This is a genomic window from Candidatus Pelagibacter sp. PS_40, from assembly GCF_059417765.1.
In genome coordinates, this window is the sequence record NZ_CM182064.1 from 526935 (window position 1) to 544041 (window position 17107).

The following is a 17107-nucleotide window of genomic DNA, read 5'->3' on the forward strand; positions in this document are numbered from 1 at the left end:
AAAATATATAACACATTATATTGTTCAAAATGATTGATTTTATTAAAAAAAATATATTCATCATTGTAGTATTTTTAATTACTTTATTCATAGGTTTTATAACTTTTTTAACGTTTATTGATAAAAGTTTTTTAAAATTATCTGATGACAATCTCCAACTATTATTAATTGGAAATATTGCATTGTTAATACTTCTTTTTTTTATGATATTTTCAGAAGTAAGAAATTCTTTAAAGATAGATGTTGATGTAAGTGGCTCTAAAGCCAATAGAAAGTATATAACATTCTTTGCATTATTTACTTTAATTCCTTCGATTTTAATTTCTTTATTTTCATTATTTCTCCTTTCATTTGCTCTTGATAAATATTTAGATAAAAAAATAACAACAGCTGTTAATAATTCTTATGAAATTGCAAAAAGCTATACTGAGGAAGTTAGAACAAAAACACAATCAGAAATAATTTTAATAGCATTTGATTTAAACAAAAGTATCAATTTTTTAAATACAAATATTAATCAATTTAAAAGTTTTCTTAAAACTCAAAAACTAATTAGAGGTATGGATGAAGTTCATATTATTGAAGGTAATGGAAATTTATATTTATCAACTTTAGAAGATACTACTTTATATGCACCTCCTTTAAGTGATGCTTTAGAAATGGTCCAAAACGATAAAAGACCACTTAAAATTATTAATGCTTATAAAAATCAAACAGCATCTATTATAAAGCTTGAAAACTTTGAGGGTAAGTATTTATATATTGTAAAGTATTTAGATAAAAAAATTTCACAATATTTACTAGAATCTCAAGAAGCTCTTAATTTTTACTACACAGTTTTAAACAAACAAACTGGGATTAAGATATCATTTGTATTTATTTATCTAGTTATAGTTTCACTATTATTATTTTTATCCATATCAATAGCTATAAGATTTTCATCAAGATTTTTTAGGTCTATTAATAATTTAATTATTGCATCTTCTAATATTGGAAAAGGGAATCTAGATATTAAAGTACCAGAAATTAAAACAGATAAAGACATGGAGGTTTTAAATCAAAATTTTAATTTAATGATAGATAAATTAAAATCACAACAAGAAAAAATTATAATAAAAGAAAGACACGAAGCTTGGGAAAATTTAGCTAGAAAATTAGCTCATGAAATTAAAAATCCACTCACACCTATTCAATTAACTATCGATAAATTGAAAAATAAATATTCTGAAAAAATAGCAGATCATGAAAAAGAAGATTTTTCCAAAAGTTTATTAATTATTGGAAAACAAATTAAACAAATTGAAAATTTAGTTAATGAATTTTCTGATTTTGCAAGAATGCCAAAACCAATTCTCAAAAATAACAATTTAGTTTCTTTGATAAAAGATAATGTTAAATTAATAAATGAATTAGATAATGAAATCATAATTGATTTTAAATCAAGTAAATCTAAAATTCTTTTAAACTCTGATAGTGAACAATTAAGCAGAGTTTTCTTCAATTTAATTAAAAATTCTATTGAAAGTATACAGGATAAGAAAATTGATAATGTTAATTTTAATGGAAAAATCGATATTTCTATAAATGAGAATGAGGAAATAATTAACTTCATAATTATCGATAATGGATTAGGATTTGGAATATTTAAAAACAATATAAAAGACATTCTAAATCCTTATTTTACAACCAAAAAAAAAGGTACGGGCCTAGGTTTGTCTATTGTTAATAAAATAATAAATGATCATAATGGTAAAATAAATTTTATATCACTTGAAAAGGGTGCAAAAATTGAAATTACATTTACAAAATAATGAGTACTGAAATATTAATTATTGATGATAATGCAGATATTAGAAACATTATTAACGATCTAATAATTGAAGCTGGTTACAAAACAAGATTAGCTGCAAACTATAATCAAGCATTAAATGAGATTGATAAAAAACTCCCAGATGTTGCAATAATAGATGTTAAGTTAGATAAAAGTGACAATGATGGTTTAGAGCTGTTATCACACATCAAAACTAAGGATAAAAATATTCCAGTTATAATAATTACAGGGCATGCGAATGTTGAAATGGCAATCAAAGCTTTAAAAGCTGGTGCTTTTGAATTTATTGAAAAACCCTTTAATCAAGAGAGATTATTAAACTTTGTTAATAGAGCTGTTGAAAACATAAATCTTAAAAATAAGAATAAAGAATTTGAAAGTAAACTTTTTTATTCTTATGAACTAATTGGTGTTAGTGACAATTTTAGAAAAATAAAAGATCAAATAGATAAAATATCAGTTTCTGAAAGTAGAATTTTTATCAATGGACCTACTGGCTCAGGTAAAGAATTGATAGCAAGAAAAATACATAAAGAATCCAAAAGACAGAAGGGTCCTTTTGTTATTTTGAATGGTGCATTACTTGATATTAAAAAATATGAATTAGAATTATTTGGCGAAGAAAAAGATAATGGCTCAATAACTTATGGCGCTTTAGAGAAATCAACAAAGGGTATACTTTTAATAGATGAAATTTCTGAAATCCCACTCGATACTCAATCTAAAATTTTAAGAGTTTTAATTGATCAAAAATTTAGAAGAATTAATGGCAGCCATGATATTAACGTTGATGTAAGAATTATATGTTCTTCTAGTAAAGATATAAAAAAAGAAATAGAAAATGGTAATTTTAGAGAGGACTTATATCATCGACTTAATGTATTTGAAATTAACATCGACCCTTTAAAAGACAGGGTTTCAGATATACCTTTGTTAGTTGAATATTTTTCTGAAAAAATTTCAACAAACTATAATTTAAAAAAACTAAGTATTGATACAAATAATAAATATTTACTCAATTATGATTGGCCAGGAAATGTTAGAGAATTAAGAAACTTAATAGAGAGAATAGCAATACTTTCGCCTGATAATAATGATAAAATTTCAAATATTATTAAAGAATCTTTAAAAACACCTGATATTAGAAATATACCATCAGAAAACTCTTTATCTATACCATTAAAAGAAGCTAGAGAAAATTTTGAAAAAGAGTATTTAACTACACAATTAAAAAAATTTAATGGCAATATATCAAAAACTGCTGATTTTATTGGAATGGAAAGATCTGCCTTACATAGAAAGCTTAAAGGTTTAGGGATCAAGGAATTAAACTAAATGAATATTATAATTTGTGGAGCTGGTAGAGTGGGCTTTACTATAGCAAAAATTTTAAGTGAGCAAGGACACTCAATAACCATAATTGATCAATCCAGTGAAGATATACAAAAGATTGATGACACACTAGATGTAAAGTCTATTGTGGGCAAAGCTACTTATCCATCAATCTTGGAAAAGGCAAACGCAACCGAAGCTGATATGATTATCGCAGTAACTCGTAATGATGAAATTAACATGTTGATATGTCAAATTGCATTTTCAATATTTAATGTTCCAAAAAAAATAGCAAGGATCAGATCACAAGATTATTTAAATCCAAAATTTACAAAAGTTTATAATAAAGAAAATTTACCGATAGATGTTATTATCTCACCTGAGATTGAGATAGCAAAGTCACTTCAAAGAAAACTAGAAGCCCCTGGTTCACTAGATAATGTTCCTTTTGCAAATAATAAAATTAGATTGCTTGAGATTTTGATAGATGAAAATTGTCCAATAAAAGATATCAAACTTAATGAGCTTACAAAAAAATTTCCAAAACTAAATTCTAATATAATGGGTGTAATTAGAGATGAAAAATTTGTTTTATTAAAAAAAACAGACGTAATGCTTAAAGAAGACAAAGCTTATGTTGTAATTAACGCCTCACAAATGAACGAAACTTTAGCAGCCTTCGGTCATACAGAAAAAATTTCTAATAAAATTTTGATTATCGGAGGAGGAAATATAGGATTTAACTTAGCAAAAAATTTAGAAGAAAGTTTTGATTCTGCAAGAGTTAAGATAATAGAAAAAGATAAGGAAAGAGCAGAACTTATTGCAAGTCAATTAAATAACACAATTGTTATAAATGGAGATGCTTTAGATGAAGAAGTTTTATTGGAGGCAAATTTAGAAGAGGTTCAAACTGTTTTGGCTCTGACAAATGACGACGAAGATAATTTAATGATAAGTGTATTGGTTGAAAAATTTGCTAAAGACAATGATGAATTAAGTGACAAAAGAACTATGGCTTTAATTAACAAGCCTAATTATTCTCTTTTACAATCTTCTTTAAAAATTGATGATTTTATTGATCCTAGAATGAATACTGTATCAAGTATCTTAAAACACATTCATAAAGGCACTATTGAAAATGCTTATAGTATTTTGAATGGTGAATATGAGATTATTGAAGCTGAAATTATTGAAACTTCAGAGTTAGTAAATAAAGAGTTAAAAAATTCTAACTTACCAGATGAAATAAGAATAGGTGCAGTTTTAAGAGGTGAAGAAGTAATTATCCCTAGATCAAATTTTGTATTTAAAAAAGAGGATATTGTTGTTCTTTTGGCTAATAAAGATTTCTTACATGTTGTAGAAAACATGTTTCGTATAAGCTCTATTTAATTTAATGAAATACTTTAAACTCATTTATTTGAGTGTTTTTTTTGGAATAGTTTCAATTTTAGCTTTTTTTAATATCACTTACTCTTACTATCTAAACCTCTATCTAAATCTAAATACCTACATAATTACATTTGTAGTCTCTATTCTTTTAACAATATTATTTTATTATTCAAAAAATAATGATGAAAAAAAAATAACTATATATGATAAAATATTAACAATACTTCTTGGTTATTTTTTATTACCACTAGTTATTTCTATACCTTTTTATTTTAGTATTTATAATTTAACTTTTGTTAACGCTTTCTTCGAGTCAATTTCTGGATTCACCTCAACAGGTTTTACTATTTTTGATAATATTAATCATATTGATCAAAGCTTAATATTATGGAGATCTGCATCTCAATGGATAGGGGGTCTTTATTTTTTATTTTCTATAATACTTTTAATTGATATTTTTGATCATAGTTTTAAAAAATCTTTAACTAATTTTTTATCTTTTAATAAATCTGAAACATTCAAACAAGCATTCAAAATTTTTTTATTTTATTCATTAATTACACTTTCAATTTTTATAATTTTAAGTTTATTTGATATTAGGTTATTTAATTCTCTAAATTTAGCAATGACCATAATTTCATCAGGTGGTTTTTTACCATCTAATAATTTGTCTAATTTATTGGTCAATAATTCTCAAGTTATAATTATATCAATTTTATTACTATCTTCCTTTTTTAGTATTTTTTTAATTTACAATTTAATCTTTACAAAAAACCATAATCTTAATTTCTTTAATGAAGATATTCATCTGTTGTTTTATTTCTTATTTTTGTTGATTATTTTTTTTGTATTTTTAAATTTTGAAAATAATTTTAGTGAGTTATTTTTATCCTTAACAAGTAGTATTTCTAATGTAGGTTTTTCTCTTAATAATTCTTCTAGTAATTTATCTTTTGTTTTTCTAATACTTGTTATTATTGGAGGATCTTTTTTTTCGACAAGTTCTGGTATTAGGTTTTTAAAAATCTATTCTTTATTTAAATATTCAATTAACGAAATTCTTTCTTACAGTAGACCTAAAAATATTTACATAAATAAACACTTGTTTTCAAAAGATACATTCAAATTAGATGAAATTTATAAATATTTTTTATCTGTAATAGTTTTTATAATTTCTTTATTAATTTTAACATTTTTATTAACTTTAAGCGGAATTGATTTTGAAAGCTCTTTTAAACTCTCAATATTAACCATAATGAATACAGTAAACTCCTCAATGTTTGGGTTGGCTGATTTTAGTTTTTATGATCTACATTTTATCACTAAGTATTATCTAATTTTATTTATGATTATTGGTAGACTAGAGCTTCTAACTTTATTAATTATTTGTAAAAAATTTCTTTTTAAAAATTAAATTCGTACTATAAATATACTAATATTAATTTGCGCTCTTAGCTCAGCTGGATAGAGCATCGGTTTTCTAAACCGAGGGTCGGTGGTTCGAGTCCACCAGAGCGCACCATCACTATATGTGACACATTGTTCTTAATGTAGCACCACATATTGTTAGAATAATTCTAAAAACAAAATTTTTATTTTGATGCTAGTTATAAAATGTTAAACATCTCACTTAATTCAAATCATTTTGAATTATTTGTTAACAAATAAATAAATAAAACAGAGGAATAAAATATGTTTAAATACGTAAAACAATTAACTTCTCTAGTTGCTATGGTTGCAGTTCTGTTTACTTTTACAACAGAAACAATGGCCGCTAAGAAGTCAAAAACTCTTAAGAACACTCAGAAAAAAGGTTTCGTAAGATGTGGTGTATCTCAAGGTCTACCTGGATTTTCAAATGCTGATGCTGCTGGAAATTGGACTGGTGTTGACGTTGATGTATGTAGAGCGGTTGCTGCTGCAGTATTAGGTGATGCGAACAAAGTTAAGTTCACTCCACTAAGTGCTAAAGAAAGATTCACAGCTCTAACTTCTGGTGAGATTGATATCTTATCAAGAAACACAACTTGGACACTTTCTAGAGATGCTGACATTGGTTTAACATTCGTTGGAGTTAACTTCTACGATGGCCAAGGTTTCATGGTAAGAAAAGACTCAGGAATTACTTCTACGAGCCAATTCAAAAATGGAATTTCAGCATGTACTAACATTGGTACTACAACTGAACTAAACATGAGAGACTTCTTTAATTCAAAAGGAATTTCTTATGAGCCAGTAGCTTTCGAAAAAGCTGATGAAGTTGTTGCAGCTTATGACTCAGGTAGATGTGATACTTACACAACTGACAAATCTGGTCTAGCAGCACAAAGAACAAAAATGACTAACCCTGATGATCACGTAGTGTTACCAGAGACTATTTCTAAAGAGCCTCTAGGACCTGTTGTACGTCAAGGTGATGCAGTTTGGGAAGACATCGTAAGATGGTCTCTAAACGTAATGATCGAAGCTGAAGAGTACGGTATTAACTCTGCAAACGCTGACATGATGAAAACTTCTGAAAACCCACAAATCAAAAGACTTGTTGGTTCTGAAGGTGAATTAGGTGCAGCATTTGGTTTAGATAACGATTGGAGCTTAAGAATTATCAAACAAGTTGGTAATTATGGAGAAAGCTACAAGAGAAATATCGCTGATACTGGTATTTTACCTGACAGAGGTCCAAACCAAATTTGGACTAAAGGTGGACTACTATACGTACCACCAGCAAGATAATTATTATCTAACAAAACATAAAAAGGGCTAGATTTATCTAGCCCTTTTTTTATAATACTCATCACATGAAATTAAAAAAAATCTTACCTCAACTATTAACATTATTATTTATAGTTTTAATATTTGGTTTCTTTACCATGAATGCTCAAGAGAACATGGATACAAGAGGTATTCAGTTTGGTTTTGGTTTTTTAACCCAAGAGGCATCATTTGATATACAATTTTCTTTAATTGATTATGATGGGTCACACTCTTATGCAAGAGCATATCTTGTTGGATTATTAAATACACTCTTAGTAGCTTTCATTGGAATTATTTTAGCTACATTATTGGGTCTTATTGTTGGTGTTGCAAGATTATCCCCAAATTATTTGATTAGAAAAACTGCTTCTTTTTACATAGAATTCTTTAGAAATGTTCCATTATTATTACAGATTTTCTTTTGGTATTTTGCAGCCCTAAGAGCTCTGCCAATGCCTCAAGATGCTACATTATTATTAGGTTCATCTTTTATGACTATAAAGGGACTTTATACACCAGCTCCAATTTGGACAAATTTCGATATTTTTTTTACAACGTTAATTGCTGCAATGATTTTAATTTTCTTTTTTGTCAAATTTGCAAAAAAGAAACAAGAACAAGAGGGAAAACAGTTGCCTGTATTAATTGTCTCATTAGCTATTTTTATAGGTCTACCACTGTTAACATTTTTAGTAGGTGGTGTTGATTTATCTTTTAGCTTTCCAGAATTAAGAAAAATGTCACAATCTTCTTACACATTTGATGGGGGTATGGGTATACCACCTGAACTAATTGCGTTAACTTTAGCCTTAACTCTCTATACGGCAACTTTTATTGCAGAAAATGTAAGAGCAGGTATTCAAGGTATTGGCAAAGGGCAAAAAGAAGCTGCTGCATCAATTGGTTTAACACCAAGCCAAGTTTTGAAATTAGTAATTATGCCTCAAGCGTTAAGAATAATTATACCACCTACTACTAATCAATATTTAAATTTAACCAAAAACTCTTCTTTAGCAGCAGCAATTGCTTATCCAGATCTAGTTTTGGTTTTTGCAGGTACTGCTATGATGCAAACAGGAAAAGCAATTGAAATTGTTGGTATTACAATGGCCACATATTTAACTATTAGTATAGCAATTTCATTACTAATGAATTGGTACAACCAAAGAATAGCGATAAAGGAAAAATAATGAATTCAAAAAATCTTGATTTACCAAAAGCTAAAATTCAAATAAATAGAAATACTTCTCTTATTATTGGAATTTTATTTTTTTTCTTAGGTATTTTTGATTTTTGTTTAAATAATTTCTTTGGTACAAATATTACCTCTTTCTTACCTAGGTTTATTAACTTTTTTACTCCCTTAATCTTTGGGGTAATTGGTCTTCATTTTATTAGAATTGAATTTTCAGGTATTAAAATTTTAGATAGTCTTAATAAAAATATTAACCCAAGTAATTTTAACGCAGCTTTAAGTTTGTGTATTATTTTTCTTATAATATTTTCACTTCCTCCATTATTAAATTGGTTCATTTTTGATGCTAATATTTCTGGTGACACTAAAGAAGCGTGTACAGGTGGTGGTGCTTGTTGGGTTTATATCAAAGTTTGGTTTAATAGATTTATGTATGGAATGTATCCTAATGCAGAACAATGGAGAATTAATATTACATTTATTACTGTATTAGTCTTTATGGCAGCTGGATTTTTTGTACCTGCTAAATTTAGAAATTATCTTTCTCTTTATTACACCCTTATATTACCAATTATTTCTTTTATCTTAATCTACTATTTGATTTCAGGAGGTTCTTTTGGACTAGAGTGGGTTGAAACAGGTGCGTGGGGTGGCTTATCTTTAACTTTTATAGTTTCTTTTTTCTCATTAATTTTTTGTTTTCCAATTGGCATGATGCTGGCTCTTGGTAGGAGATCTGATTTACCCGTTGTTAAATATTCATCTCTTTCATTCATTGAATTTTGGAGAGGTGTTCCTTTAATTACAGTTTTATTTATGTCAGCTGTAATGTTTCCAATGTTTTTACCTGATGGAACATATGTAGATAAACTAATTAGAGTTGTTGTAGCAATTACTTTATTTGAAGCAGCTTATACAGCTGAAGTTATAAGGGGAGGATTACAAGCACTTCCGCGAGGCCAGTATGATGCAGCTAAATCACTTGGTATGGGTTACTGGAAACTTCATATTTTTGTTATTCTTCCACAAGCTTTAAAATTAGTAATTCCAGGAATAGCGAATACGTTCTTAGCACTTGTAAAAGATACACCACTAATTTTTGTAGTAGGTCTTTTAGAGGTAGTTGGTATGTTAAATTTAGCTAAAACTAATCCCGAATGGCTAGGATTTTCGATGGAAGGATATGTATTTGCTGGAATAATATTCTGGATTATTTGTTATAGTATGAGTAAATATAGCCAGAAATTAGAATTAAAATATAAAACAGATAGATAAATTATGTCAGATTCAATTATTCAAATTCAAAATGTAAACAAGTGGTTTGGGGATTTTCAAGTATTAAAAGAAATAAATCTTGAAGTTAAACCTAAAGAAAAAATCGTTGTGTGTGGACCATCTGGATCTGGAAAATCTACACTAATTAGATGTATTAATAGACTAGAAGAGCATCAAAAAGGATCAATTATTGTTGATGGCACTGAAATTTCAGAAGATACAAAAAATATAGAACAAGTTAGAGCTGAAGTTGGAATGGTTTTCCAACAATTTAATTTATTTCCTCATTTATCTATTTTAGACAATTGTACGTTAGCTCCAATTTGGGTAAAGAAAATGCCAAAAAAAGATGCAGAGCAATTAGCTTTAGAACACCTTGAAAAAGTACAAATTTTAGATCAAGCCCAAAAGTTTCCAGGTCAATTATCAGGCGGACAGCAACAAAGAGTTGCCATTGCAAGAGCACTTTGTATGGAACCTAAAATTATGTTATTTGATGAGCCTACATCAGCATTAGATCCTGAAATGATTAAAGAAGTGCTAGATGTTATGGTTAATTTAGCAAAACAAGGTATGACGATGATTGTTGTAACTCATGAGATGGGCTTTGCTAAAGAGGTAGCTGATCAAATGATTTTTATGGATGAGGGAATGATCGTTGAAAAGGCCACAACAAAAGACTTCTTTGCTAATCCCAAAAATGATCGTACTAAACTTTTTTTAAGCCAAATTTTATAAGTCTTTTAAAGGCTCATATATCAACAATTTTATTTATAAATTTTACTTCATAAACTCTTGACACATTTTGTATTTTTGTACCTAATTTTCTAAAATAAAAAAATTTTTGTGTTGCGATAACAGTAAAAAATTAGTTGAATACATATTTAAAAACAAACTTTAAGAGGGGTCTTAATGGAAGATAATTTTAACAAACATTTAGGTAACAAGTTAAAGCTAAGAAGATTAGCTTTAGGTCTCACGCAAACAAAAGTTGCAAAAGCAATTAATGTTACTTTTCAACAAATTCAAAAATATGAAAAAGGAACTAATGGAGTTAGCTCAATAAGACTTCTTCAATTAGCAAATTATTTAAAAGTTCCAGTAAATTATTTTTTTGAAGATTTTTCAGAATATTTAATAAATCTAGAAAGATCTCAAGAAGGTCACATGAATGTAAATTATAATTTTTTAGTTAAATTATATTCTGAACTTAGTAACGATCAAAAACTAAAATTTAGTAAATCTTTACAAATTTCAAATATTGGAGTTTCAAAAGTAGGCTAATATAAATCATAGTTTAAGACCCCAATAAATTTAAATATTTTCATATAAATAAACTAATAATTTTAAGTTCTTTTTTAATAAGATTTATCAATAATAAAGAAAGTAATTTTTTTGGCTCCTCGGGCAGGACTCGAACCTGCGACCAATTGATTAACAGTCAACTGCTCTACCAACTGAGCTACCGAGGAATATTAAAAACACAACTTACTTTTTTTTAAGAGTAAAACAACATTTTTTTTGGAGGCATCGCCCAGAATCGAACTGGGATACAAGGATTTGCAATCCTCTGCGTAACCATTCCGCCACGATGCCTTTTCATCTCAATTTAAAACAAATAGAGAGCCTTTTATATATTAAATATATAAAATTAGTCTACCAAATAAGCTTTCAAAATGATTATTGTTAAATCATATTATTAAATTATAAACTTATTATCACCATGAGTAACGACAAATACATACATACAGATGTTGAAGATAAGATTTATTCTTATTGGGAAAAAAATAATTTATTTAAACCCATTAAAAATAAGAAACAATTTTCAGTGGCTATACCTCCACCCAATGTAACAGGTAGCCTTCATATGGGGCACGCTTTGAATAATTCAATTCAAGATCTTTTGGTTAGATATCACCGTATGAATAATTACGAAACATTATGGCAACCAGGAACAGATCACGCAGGTATTGCTACACAGGCTTTAGTTGAGAAAAAATTAACGAATGAAGGTATTGATAAAAATCAAATTGGAAGGGAAAAATTTATAGAAAAGGTTTGGGAATGGAAAGAAGAACATGGTGATATCATTTTAAATCAACTAAAAAAATTAGGCTGCTCTTGTGATTGGTCGAGAAATGCTTTTACAATGGATGAAAATCTTTCAAAATCAGTTTTAAAAGTTTTTGTAGAGCTTCATAAAAAAGGTTTAATCTATAAGGATAAAAAACTAGTTAATTGGGATACGGTTTTAAAAACTGCAATATCTGACTTAGAAGTTGATCAAAGAGAAGTTAATTCTAAAATTTATTACATTCAATATCCAATTGAAGGTTCTAGTGATTTTATAACTATAGCTACAACTAGACCTGAAACTATGTTGGGTGATACAGCCATTGCTGTAAATCCTAAAGATGATCGATTTAAACATTTAGTTGATAAATTTGTAACAATTCCAATTGTTGGAAGAAAAATAAAAATCATCAAAGATGATTATGCTGATCCAGAGATGGGAACTGGTGCTTTAAAAATAACGCCTGCTCATGATTTTAATGACTATCAAGTTGGACAAAGAAATAATTTAGAAATCATAAATATTTTTACTGAAGGTGGTAAAGTTAATGATAATGCTCCCAAAGAATATATTGGCCTTGATAGATTTGAAGCTAGAAAAAGAATTTTAAAAGAACTTAAAGAAAAAGAATTCTTTGTTAAGGAAGAAAATATAAAAAATAAAGTTCCCTATGGGGATAGATCTAACTCGATAATTGAACCTTTTTTAACAGAACAATGGTTTGTAGATGCAAAAAAATTATCAGTTAAAGCTAAAGATATAGTTAATTCTAAAAAAACTAATTTTTTTCCTGCTAATTGGTCAAAAACCTATTTTCAATGGATGAACAATATTGAGCCATGGTGTATTTCAAGACAGCTTTGGTGGGGACATCAAATACCAGCTTGGTATGGGCCAGATAAAAAAATCTTCGTTGCAATAAATGAAGTTGAAGCAAAAGCTGAAGCCAAAAAATTCTACAATAAAGAAGTAGATTTAATTCGTGATCCAGATGTATTAGATACCTGGTTTTCATCAGGCTTATGGCCCTTTGCTACATTAGGGTGGCCTGATGATAAAGAATATGTTGATAAATTTTACCCTACATCAGTACTTGTTACAGGATTTGATATTATATTTTTCTGGGTAGCTCGAATGATTATGTTTGGAATGGAGTTTCTAGACAAAGAACCTTTTAAAGATGTTTATGTTCACGCCCTTGTTAAAGATGAGAAAGGACAGAAAATGTCTAAATCTAAAGGAAATATAATTAACCCTTTAGATTTGATTGAAAAATATAGTGCAGATGCTTTAAGATTTACTTTACTTTCAATGGCATCACCTGGAACAGATGTAAAACTTTCTGAAGATAGAGTTAAAGGTTATAGAAATTTTTTAAATAAATTATGGAATGCAAATAATTTTTTAATTACCAATAATTGTGATTTTTCTAAAATTGATGAAAAACCAAGTTTATCAACTAATATTAATAAATGGATCTATTCTGAACTTATAGAAACTAAAAATAAAATTGAAAAAAATCTAAAAGATTACAGGTTCGATGAAGCTGCAAAAAATGCTTATCAATTCACTTGGCACTCTTATTGTGATTGGTATTTAGAACTATCTAAAACAATCCTATTTTCAGAAGATGAAAAAGCAAAAGATGAAGTAAGACAGGTATCTGCTTATGTGTTTAGACAAATATTAATAATATTACATCCATTTATTCCGTTCGTGACTGAAGAAATTTGGCTAAATAATAAATTTGATAACTCAGGTAAAGACTTTTTAATGTTAGCTAATTGGCCTTCTGGAGAGCTTGAAAGTGATTCATCTAATAATCAAGTAAAGAAGATTATAAGTATAGTCTCAGAATTAAGATCGTTTAAAAATGAATTAAGTGTAAGCCCTGGGTCATTTATAGATATTTCAATAGAAACTGTTAGTAAAAAAGAGCAATCATTTTTTATTGATAATGAAATTATTCTTAAAAAACTTGGTCGTATTAGAAATTTACATAATAAAGATTTAGATAAACCAGCGGCTACATTGATGGTTTCTGGAGATCTGTTTAAAGTATATTTTGATGAAGATGTTGATTTAAAATTAATTAAAAAAAACTTAACTACAAGACAAGATAAATACCAAGAGGAAATGAATAAGATATCAGAAAGATTAGCTAATAAAAGCTTTGTTGATAGAGCACCAAAAGATATTGTTGATCAGGAAAAAACTAATTATAATAATTTAAAAAATGATGTTGAGAGAATATCAATAACTATAAAGGGTATATAATGGCAAAATTTAATAAAAAGAAATTACCAAGCAGACATACTTCATTAGGTGCTGATAGAGCTCCACATAGATCATTTTACTATGCGATGGGTGAAACGGAAAAAGATGTAGCAAAACCTTTTGTTGGTGTTGTGTCAACTTGGAATGAAGCTGCTCCTTGTAATATTGCTTTAATGAGACAAGCTCAATCAGTTAAAAAAGGTGTTAGAGCTTCAGGTGGAACTCCTAGAGAATTTTGTACAATAACTGTAACTGATGGTATTGCGATGGGTCATGAGGGAATGAAGTCGTCTTTAATTTCTCGTGAAGTAATTGCAGACTCAACTGAACTTACTGTGCGTGGTCATTGTTATGATGCATTAGTTGGTATTGCAGGATGTGATAAATCTTTACCTGCTTTAATGATGGCAATGGTTAGATTAAATGTCCCAAGTGTATTTATTTATGGTGGTTCAATACTTCCAGGTCAATACAAAGGTAAAGATGTAACTGTTGTTGATGTATTTGAAGCGGTTGGAAAACACTCAGCAGGGCAAATGTCCGCTAAAGAATTAAGAAAATTAGAATTGGTTGCATGTCCAAGTGCTGGCGCTTGTGGAGGTCAATTTACTGCAAATACTATGGCCTGCGTTTCTGAAGCTATTGGTTTAGCTTTACCTTATTCAGCTGGAACACCTGCTCCATATGAAGAAAGAGACAAGTATGCTTTATTAAGTGGAAAGACTGTAATGAACTTATTAAAAAAAAATATTCGTCCAAGAGATATTGTTACAAAAAAATCTTTAGAAAATGCTGCAACAATAGTTGCGGCTACTGGTGGATCAACGAATGCTGCTTTACACTTACCAGCTATTGCTAATGAAATTGGAATTAAGTTTGATTTAATGGATGTAGCTAAAATATTTAAAAAAACTCCTTATCTTGCTGACTTAAAACCAGGTGGGAAATATGTAGCAAAAGATATGTGGTTAGCTGGTGGAGTTCCTATGTTATTAAAAACTCTTTTTGATGGTGGTTTTATTCATGGTGATTGCATGACGGTTACTGGAAAAACGATGAAACAAAATTTAAAAAATATTAAATTTAATCCTAAACAAAAAGTTTTAAGAGCTTATGATAATCCCTTATCACCAGATGGAGGAGTTGTTGGCCTTAAAGGTAACTTAGCTCCTGATGGTGGAATTGTTAAAATTGCTGGTTTAAAAAAATTACAATTTACCGGAAAAGCTAGATGTTTTGATAATGAAGAAGCTGCAATGGCTTGTGTGCAAAATAAAAAATATAAAGCAGGTGATGTAATTATCATTCGTTATGAAGGACCAGTCGGGGGACCTGGTATGAGAGAAATGCTTTCAACAACGGGTGCTATTTATGGACAAGGTATGGGTGAGAAGGTTGCCTTAATTACTGATGGAAGGTTTTCAGGTGCCACGAGGGGCTTTTGTGTGGGTCATGTTGGTCCTGAGGCGGCATTAGGCGGCCCTTTAGCTCTTTTACGTAATGGTGATGTAATTGATATAGATGCCAAAAAAGGGACTATTAACGTTAGACTAACTAAATCACAATTAGCTACAAGACGTAAAAAGTGGAAAGCAAAAAAATCAAGTTTTGGATCTGGTACTATTTGGAAGTATGCTCAAACAGTAGGTCCTGCCTATTTAGGTGCACCAACACATCCTGGTAAAAGAAAAGAAGTAAAAGTTTACGCTGATATTTAATGAAAATTAAACCCGTTATTTTATGTGGCGGAGCAGGAACTAGACTTTGGCCTAATTCTAAAAATCATCAAGCTAAACAATTTATTGATTTTGGTAATTGGACTTTATTAGGAAAAACTCTTGATAGAGTTAAATCTTCAACTTTTGATTCACCTATCATAAGTACAAATCTTAAATATTTAAAAGAAGTTAAAAAACATCTTAAGAAACATAAGATAAGTAGATATAAAATTGTTCTAGAGCCTGCAAAAAGAAATACAGCACCAGCAATTCTTGCATCAGCATTAATTAAAGATATTCCAAATGAACAACCCTTAATGTTTTTTGCAGCAGATCATTTAATTGAAAAAGCAAGCATTTTTAATAAAGCTATCAATAAGAATAAAACTAATTTAACAGACAAAAATATATTCATCTTTGGAATTAAACCAACATCACCATCGAGTGAATATGGTTATTTTTTAACAAAAAAAGTTAAAGGAAATATTAATAAAGTAACAAAATTTATTGAAAAACCAAAAGAAGCTAAAGCTAAACAAGTCATTAAACAAAAAGGTTATTGGAATTCTGGTATGTTTTTTTTGAGAAAAGACTCAATAATAAATAACTTTAAAAAATACCAACCAACAATATATAAAGATTGTCTTAATGCTGTTTCAAAAGCTAAACTTAAAGATAATACGTATTACTTAAATAAAGCTTCATTTGAAAAAGCTACAGCAAAATCTTTTGATTATGCAATTTTAGAAAAAACCAAGCAAATTAATGCTATTAAATTAGACATTCCTTGGTCAGATCTTGGCAGCTGGAAAGAGATCTTAAAAATGTATGATAAAAATAAGAACGAATATTATAAGAAAAAAAATGTTTATTACCGGCCTTGGGGTAGGTACGTTAATTTATTTGAAGGTAAAGGTTTTTTAATCAAAGAACTATTTGTTAAACCTAAAGGTATTTTAAGTTTACAAAAACATCATCATCGATCAGAACATTGGTTTGTAACTCAAGGAACGCCTAAAATTACACTTAATAAAGATAGTTTTTTTAGAAAAAAAAATGATCATATATTCATTTCATTAGAAGCAATTCATAGAATTGAAAATAAAGGCACAAAGCCTGTTAAAATTATTGAAGCACAAGTTGGATCGATATTAAAAGAAGGTGATATTGTCAGGTTTCAAGATGTGTATGGTCGTGCTAAATAAAATTAATACAGCTACGTAAAGATATAAGATACAGCTTGTTCAGTTCAATTG

12 protein-coding genes and 3 tRNA genes are annotated in these 17107 nt (G+C 28.4%); 13 read left to right on the top strand and 2 right to left on the bottom strand.

All coding sequences use genetic code 11. The features are described from left to right. The first annotated feature begins 29 nt into the window (after positions 1–29). The 10 genes from AC5SLW_RS02705 to AC5SLW_RS02750 all read left to right on the top strand — a co-directional run bounded on the left by AC5SLW_RS02705 (position 30) and on the right by AC5SLW_RS02750 (position 11066). A complete protein-coding gene (locus AC5SLW_RS02705) occupies positions 30–1811 on the top strand; it encodes a sensor histidine kinase (protein WP_494575668.1) in 1782 nt (593 codons plus the stop codon). Next, positions 1811–3166 (top strand): sigma-54-dependent transcriptional regulator, encoded by a 1356-nt coding sequence (locus tag AC5SLW_RS02710; protein ID WP_027306935.1) that lies wholly within the window; start codon positions 1811–1813, stop codon positions 3164–3166. Before AC5SLW_RS02705 ends, AC5SLW_RS02710 begins: the two co-directional genes overlap by 1 nt. Beyond that, the gene (trkA, locus tag AC5SLW_RS02715; protein ID WP_011282062.1) at positions 3167–4558 is read left to right on the top strand and encodes a Trk system potassium transporter TrkA; all 1392 of its coding nucleotides are present in this window, start codon (positions 3167–3169) and stop codon (positions 4556–4558) included. Positions 4559–4562: 4 nt separating this feature from the next. Next, on the top strand, positions 4563–5972 hold the full coding sequence (locus AC5SLW_RS02720) for a TrkH family potassium uptake protein (RefSeq protein WP_494575670.1): 1410 nt from the start codon (positions 4563–4565) through the stop codon (positions 5970–5972). Between the two features lie 31 nt (positions 5973–6003). After that, positions 6004–6080: transfer RNA gene (locus AC5SLW_RS02725), tRNA-Arg, on the top strand. 170 nt (positions 6081–6250) lie between these two features. Continuing rightward, complete coding sequence (locus AC5SLW_RS02730; protein ID WP_011282064.1) at positions 6251–7291, top strand: amino acid ABC transporter substrate-binding protein; 1041 nt, start codon at positions 6251–6253, stop codon at positions 7289–7291. 65 nt (positions 7292–7356) lie between these two features. Then, complete coding sequence (locus tag AC5SLW_RS02735) at positions 7357–8502, top strand: amino acid ABC transporter permease (protein WP_006996964.1); 1146 nt, start codon at positions 7357–7359, stop codon at positions 8500–8502. Beyond that, positions 8502–9782 carry an amino acid ABC transporter permease gene (locus tag AC5SLW_RS02740; protein ID WP_027306937.1) on the top strand — a complete coding sequence of 427 codons (1281 nt, stop codon included), beginning with the start codon at positions 8502–8504 and terminating at the stop codon, positions 9780–9782. The genes AC5SLW_RS02735 and AC5SLW_RS02740 overlap by 1 nt, the downstream gene beginning before the upstream one ends. A 3-nt stretch (positions 9783–9785) precedes the next feature. Beyond that, positions 9786–10520, top strand: coding sequence for an amino acid ABC transporter ATP-binding protein (locus tag AC5SLW_RS02745; RefSeq protein ID WP_020169391.1), 735 nt, complete (start codon positions 9786–9788; stop codon positions 10518–10520). A 174-nt stretch (positions 10521–10694) separates the two neighbouring features. After that, the gene (locus AC5SLW_RS02750) at positions 10695–11066 is read left to right on the top strand and encodes a helix-turn-helix domain-containing protein (protein ID WP_018414103.1); all 372 of its coding nucleotides are present in this window, start codon (positions 10695–10697) and stop codon (positions 11064–11066) included. 112 nt (positions 11067–11178) lie between these two features. Here the strand turns inward: AC5SLW_RS02750 and AC5SLW_RS02755 are convergent. Both AC5SLW_RS02755 and AC5SLW_RS02760 read right to left on the bottom strand, forming a co-directional pair. Then, positions 11179–11254 (bottom strand) — tRNA-Asn (locus tag AC5SLW_RS02755). A gap of 50 nt (positions 11255–11304) precedes the next feature. Further along, positions 11305–11378, bottom strand: a tRNA-Cys gene (locus AC5SLW_RS02760). A 127-nt stretch (positions 11379–11505) separates the two neighbouring features. Between AC5SLW_RS02760 and AC5SLW_RS02765 the strand changes: the two genes are divergently transcribed. From AC5SLW_RS02765 to AC5SLW_RS02775, 3 genes are read left to right on the top strand one after another with little or no spacing between them, the layout of a single operon-like run. Beyond that, positions 11506–14133, top strand: a complete 2628-nt coding sequence (locus tag AC5SLW_RS02765) for a valine--tRNA ligase (protein ID WP_494575674.1) — start codon at positions 11506–11508, stop codon at positions 14131–14133. Continuing rightward, entirely contained in the window at positions 14133–15851 is a 1719-nt protein-coding gene (gene ilvD / locus AC5SLW_RS02770) for a dihydroxy-acid dehydratase (RefSeq protein WP_494575676.1), read from the top strand. Before AC5SLW_RS02765 ends, ilvD begins: the two co-directional genes overlap by 1 nt. Next, positions 15851–17056, top strand: a complete 1206-nt coding sequence (locus tag AC5SLW_RS02775) for a sugar phosphate nucleotidyltransferase (protein WP_494575678.1) — start codon at positions 15851–15853, stop codon at positions 17054–17056. The genes ilvD and AC5SLW_RS02775 overlap by 1 nt, the downstream gene beginning before the upstream one ends. Positions 17057–17107 lie beyond the last annotated feature (51 nt).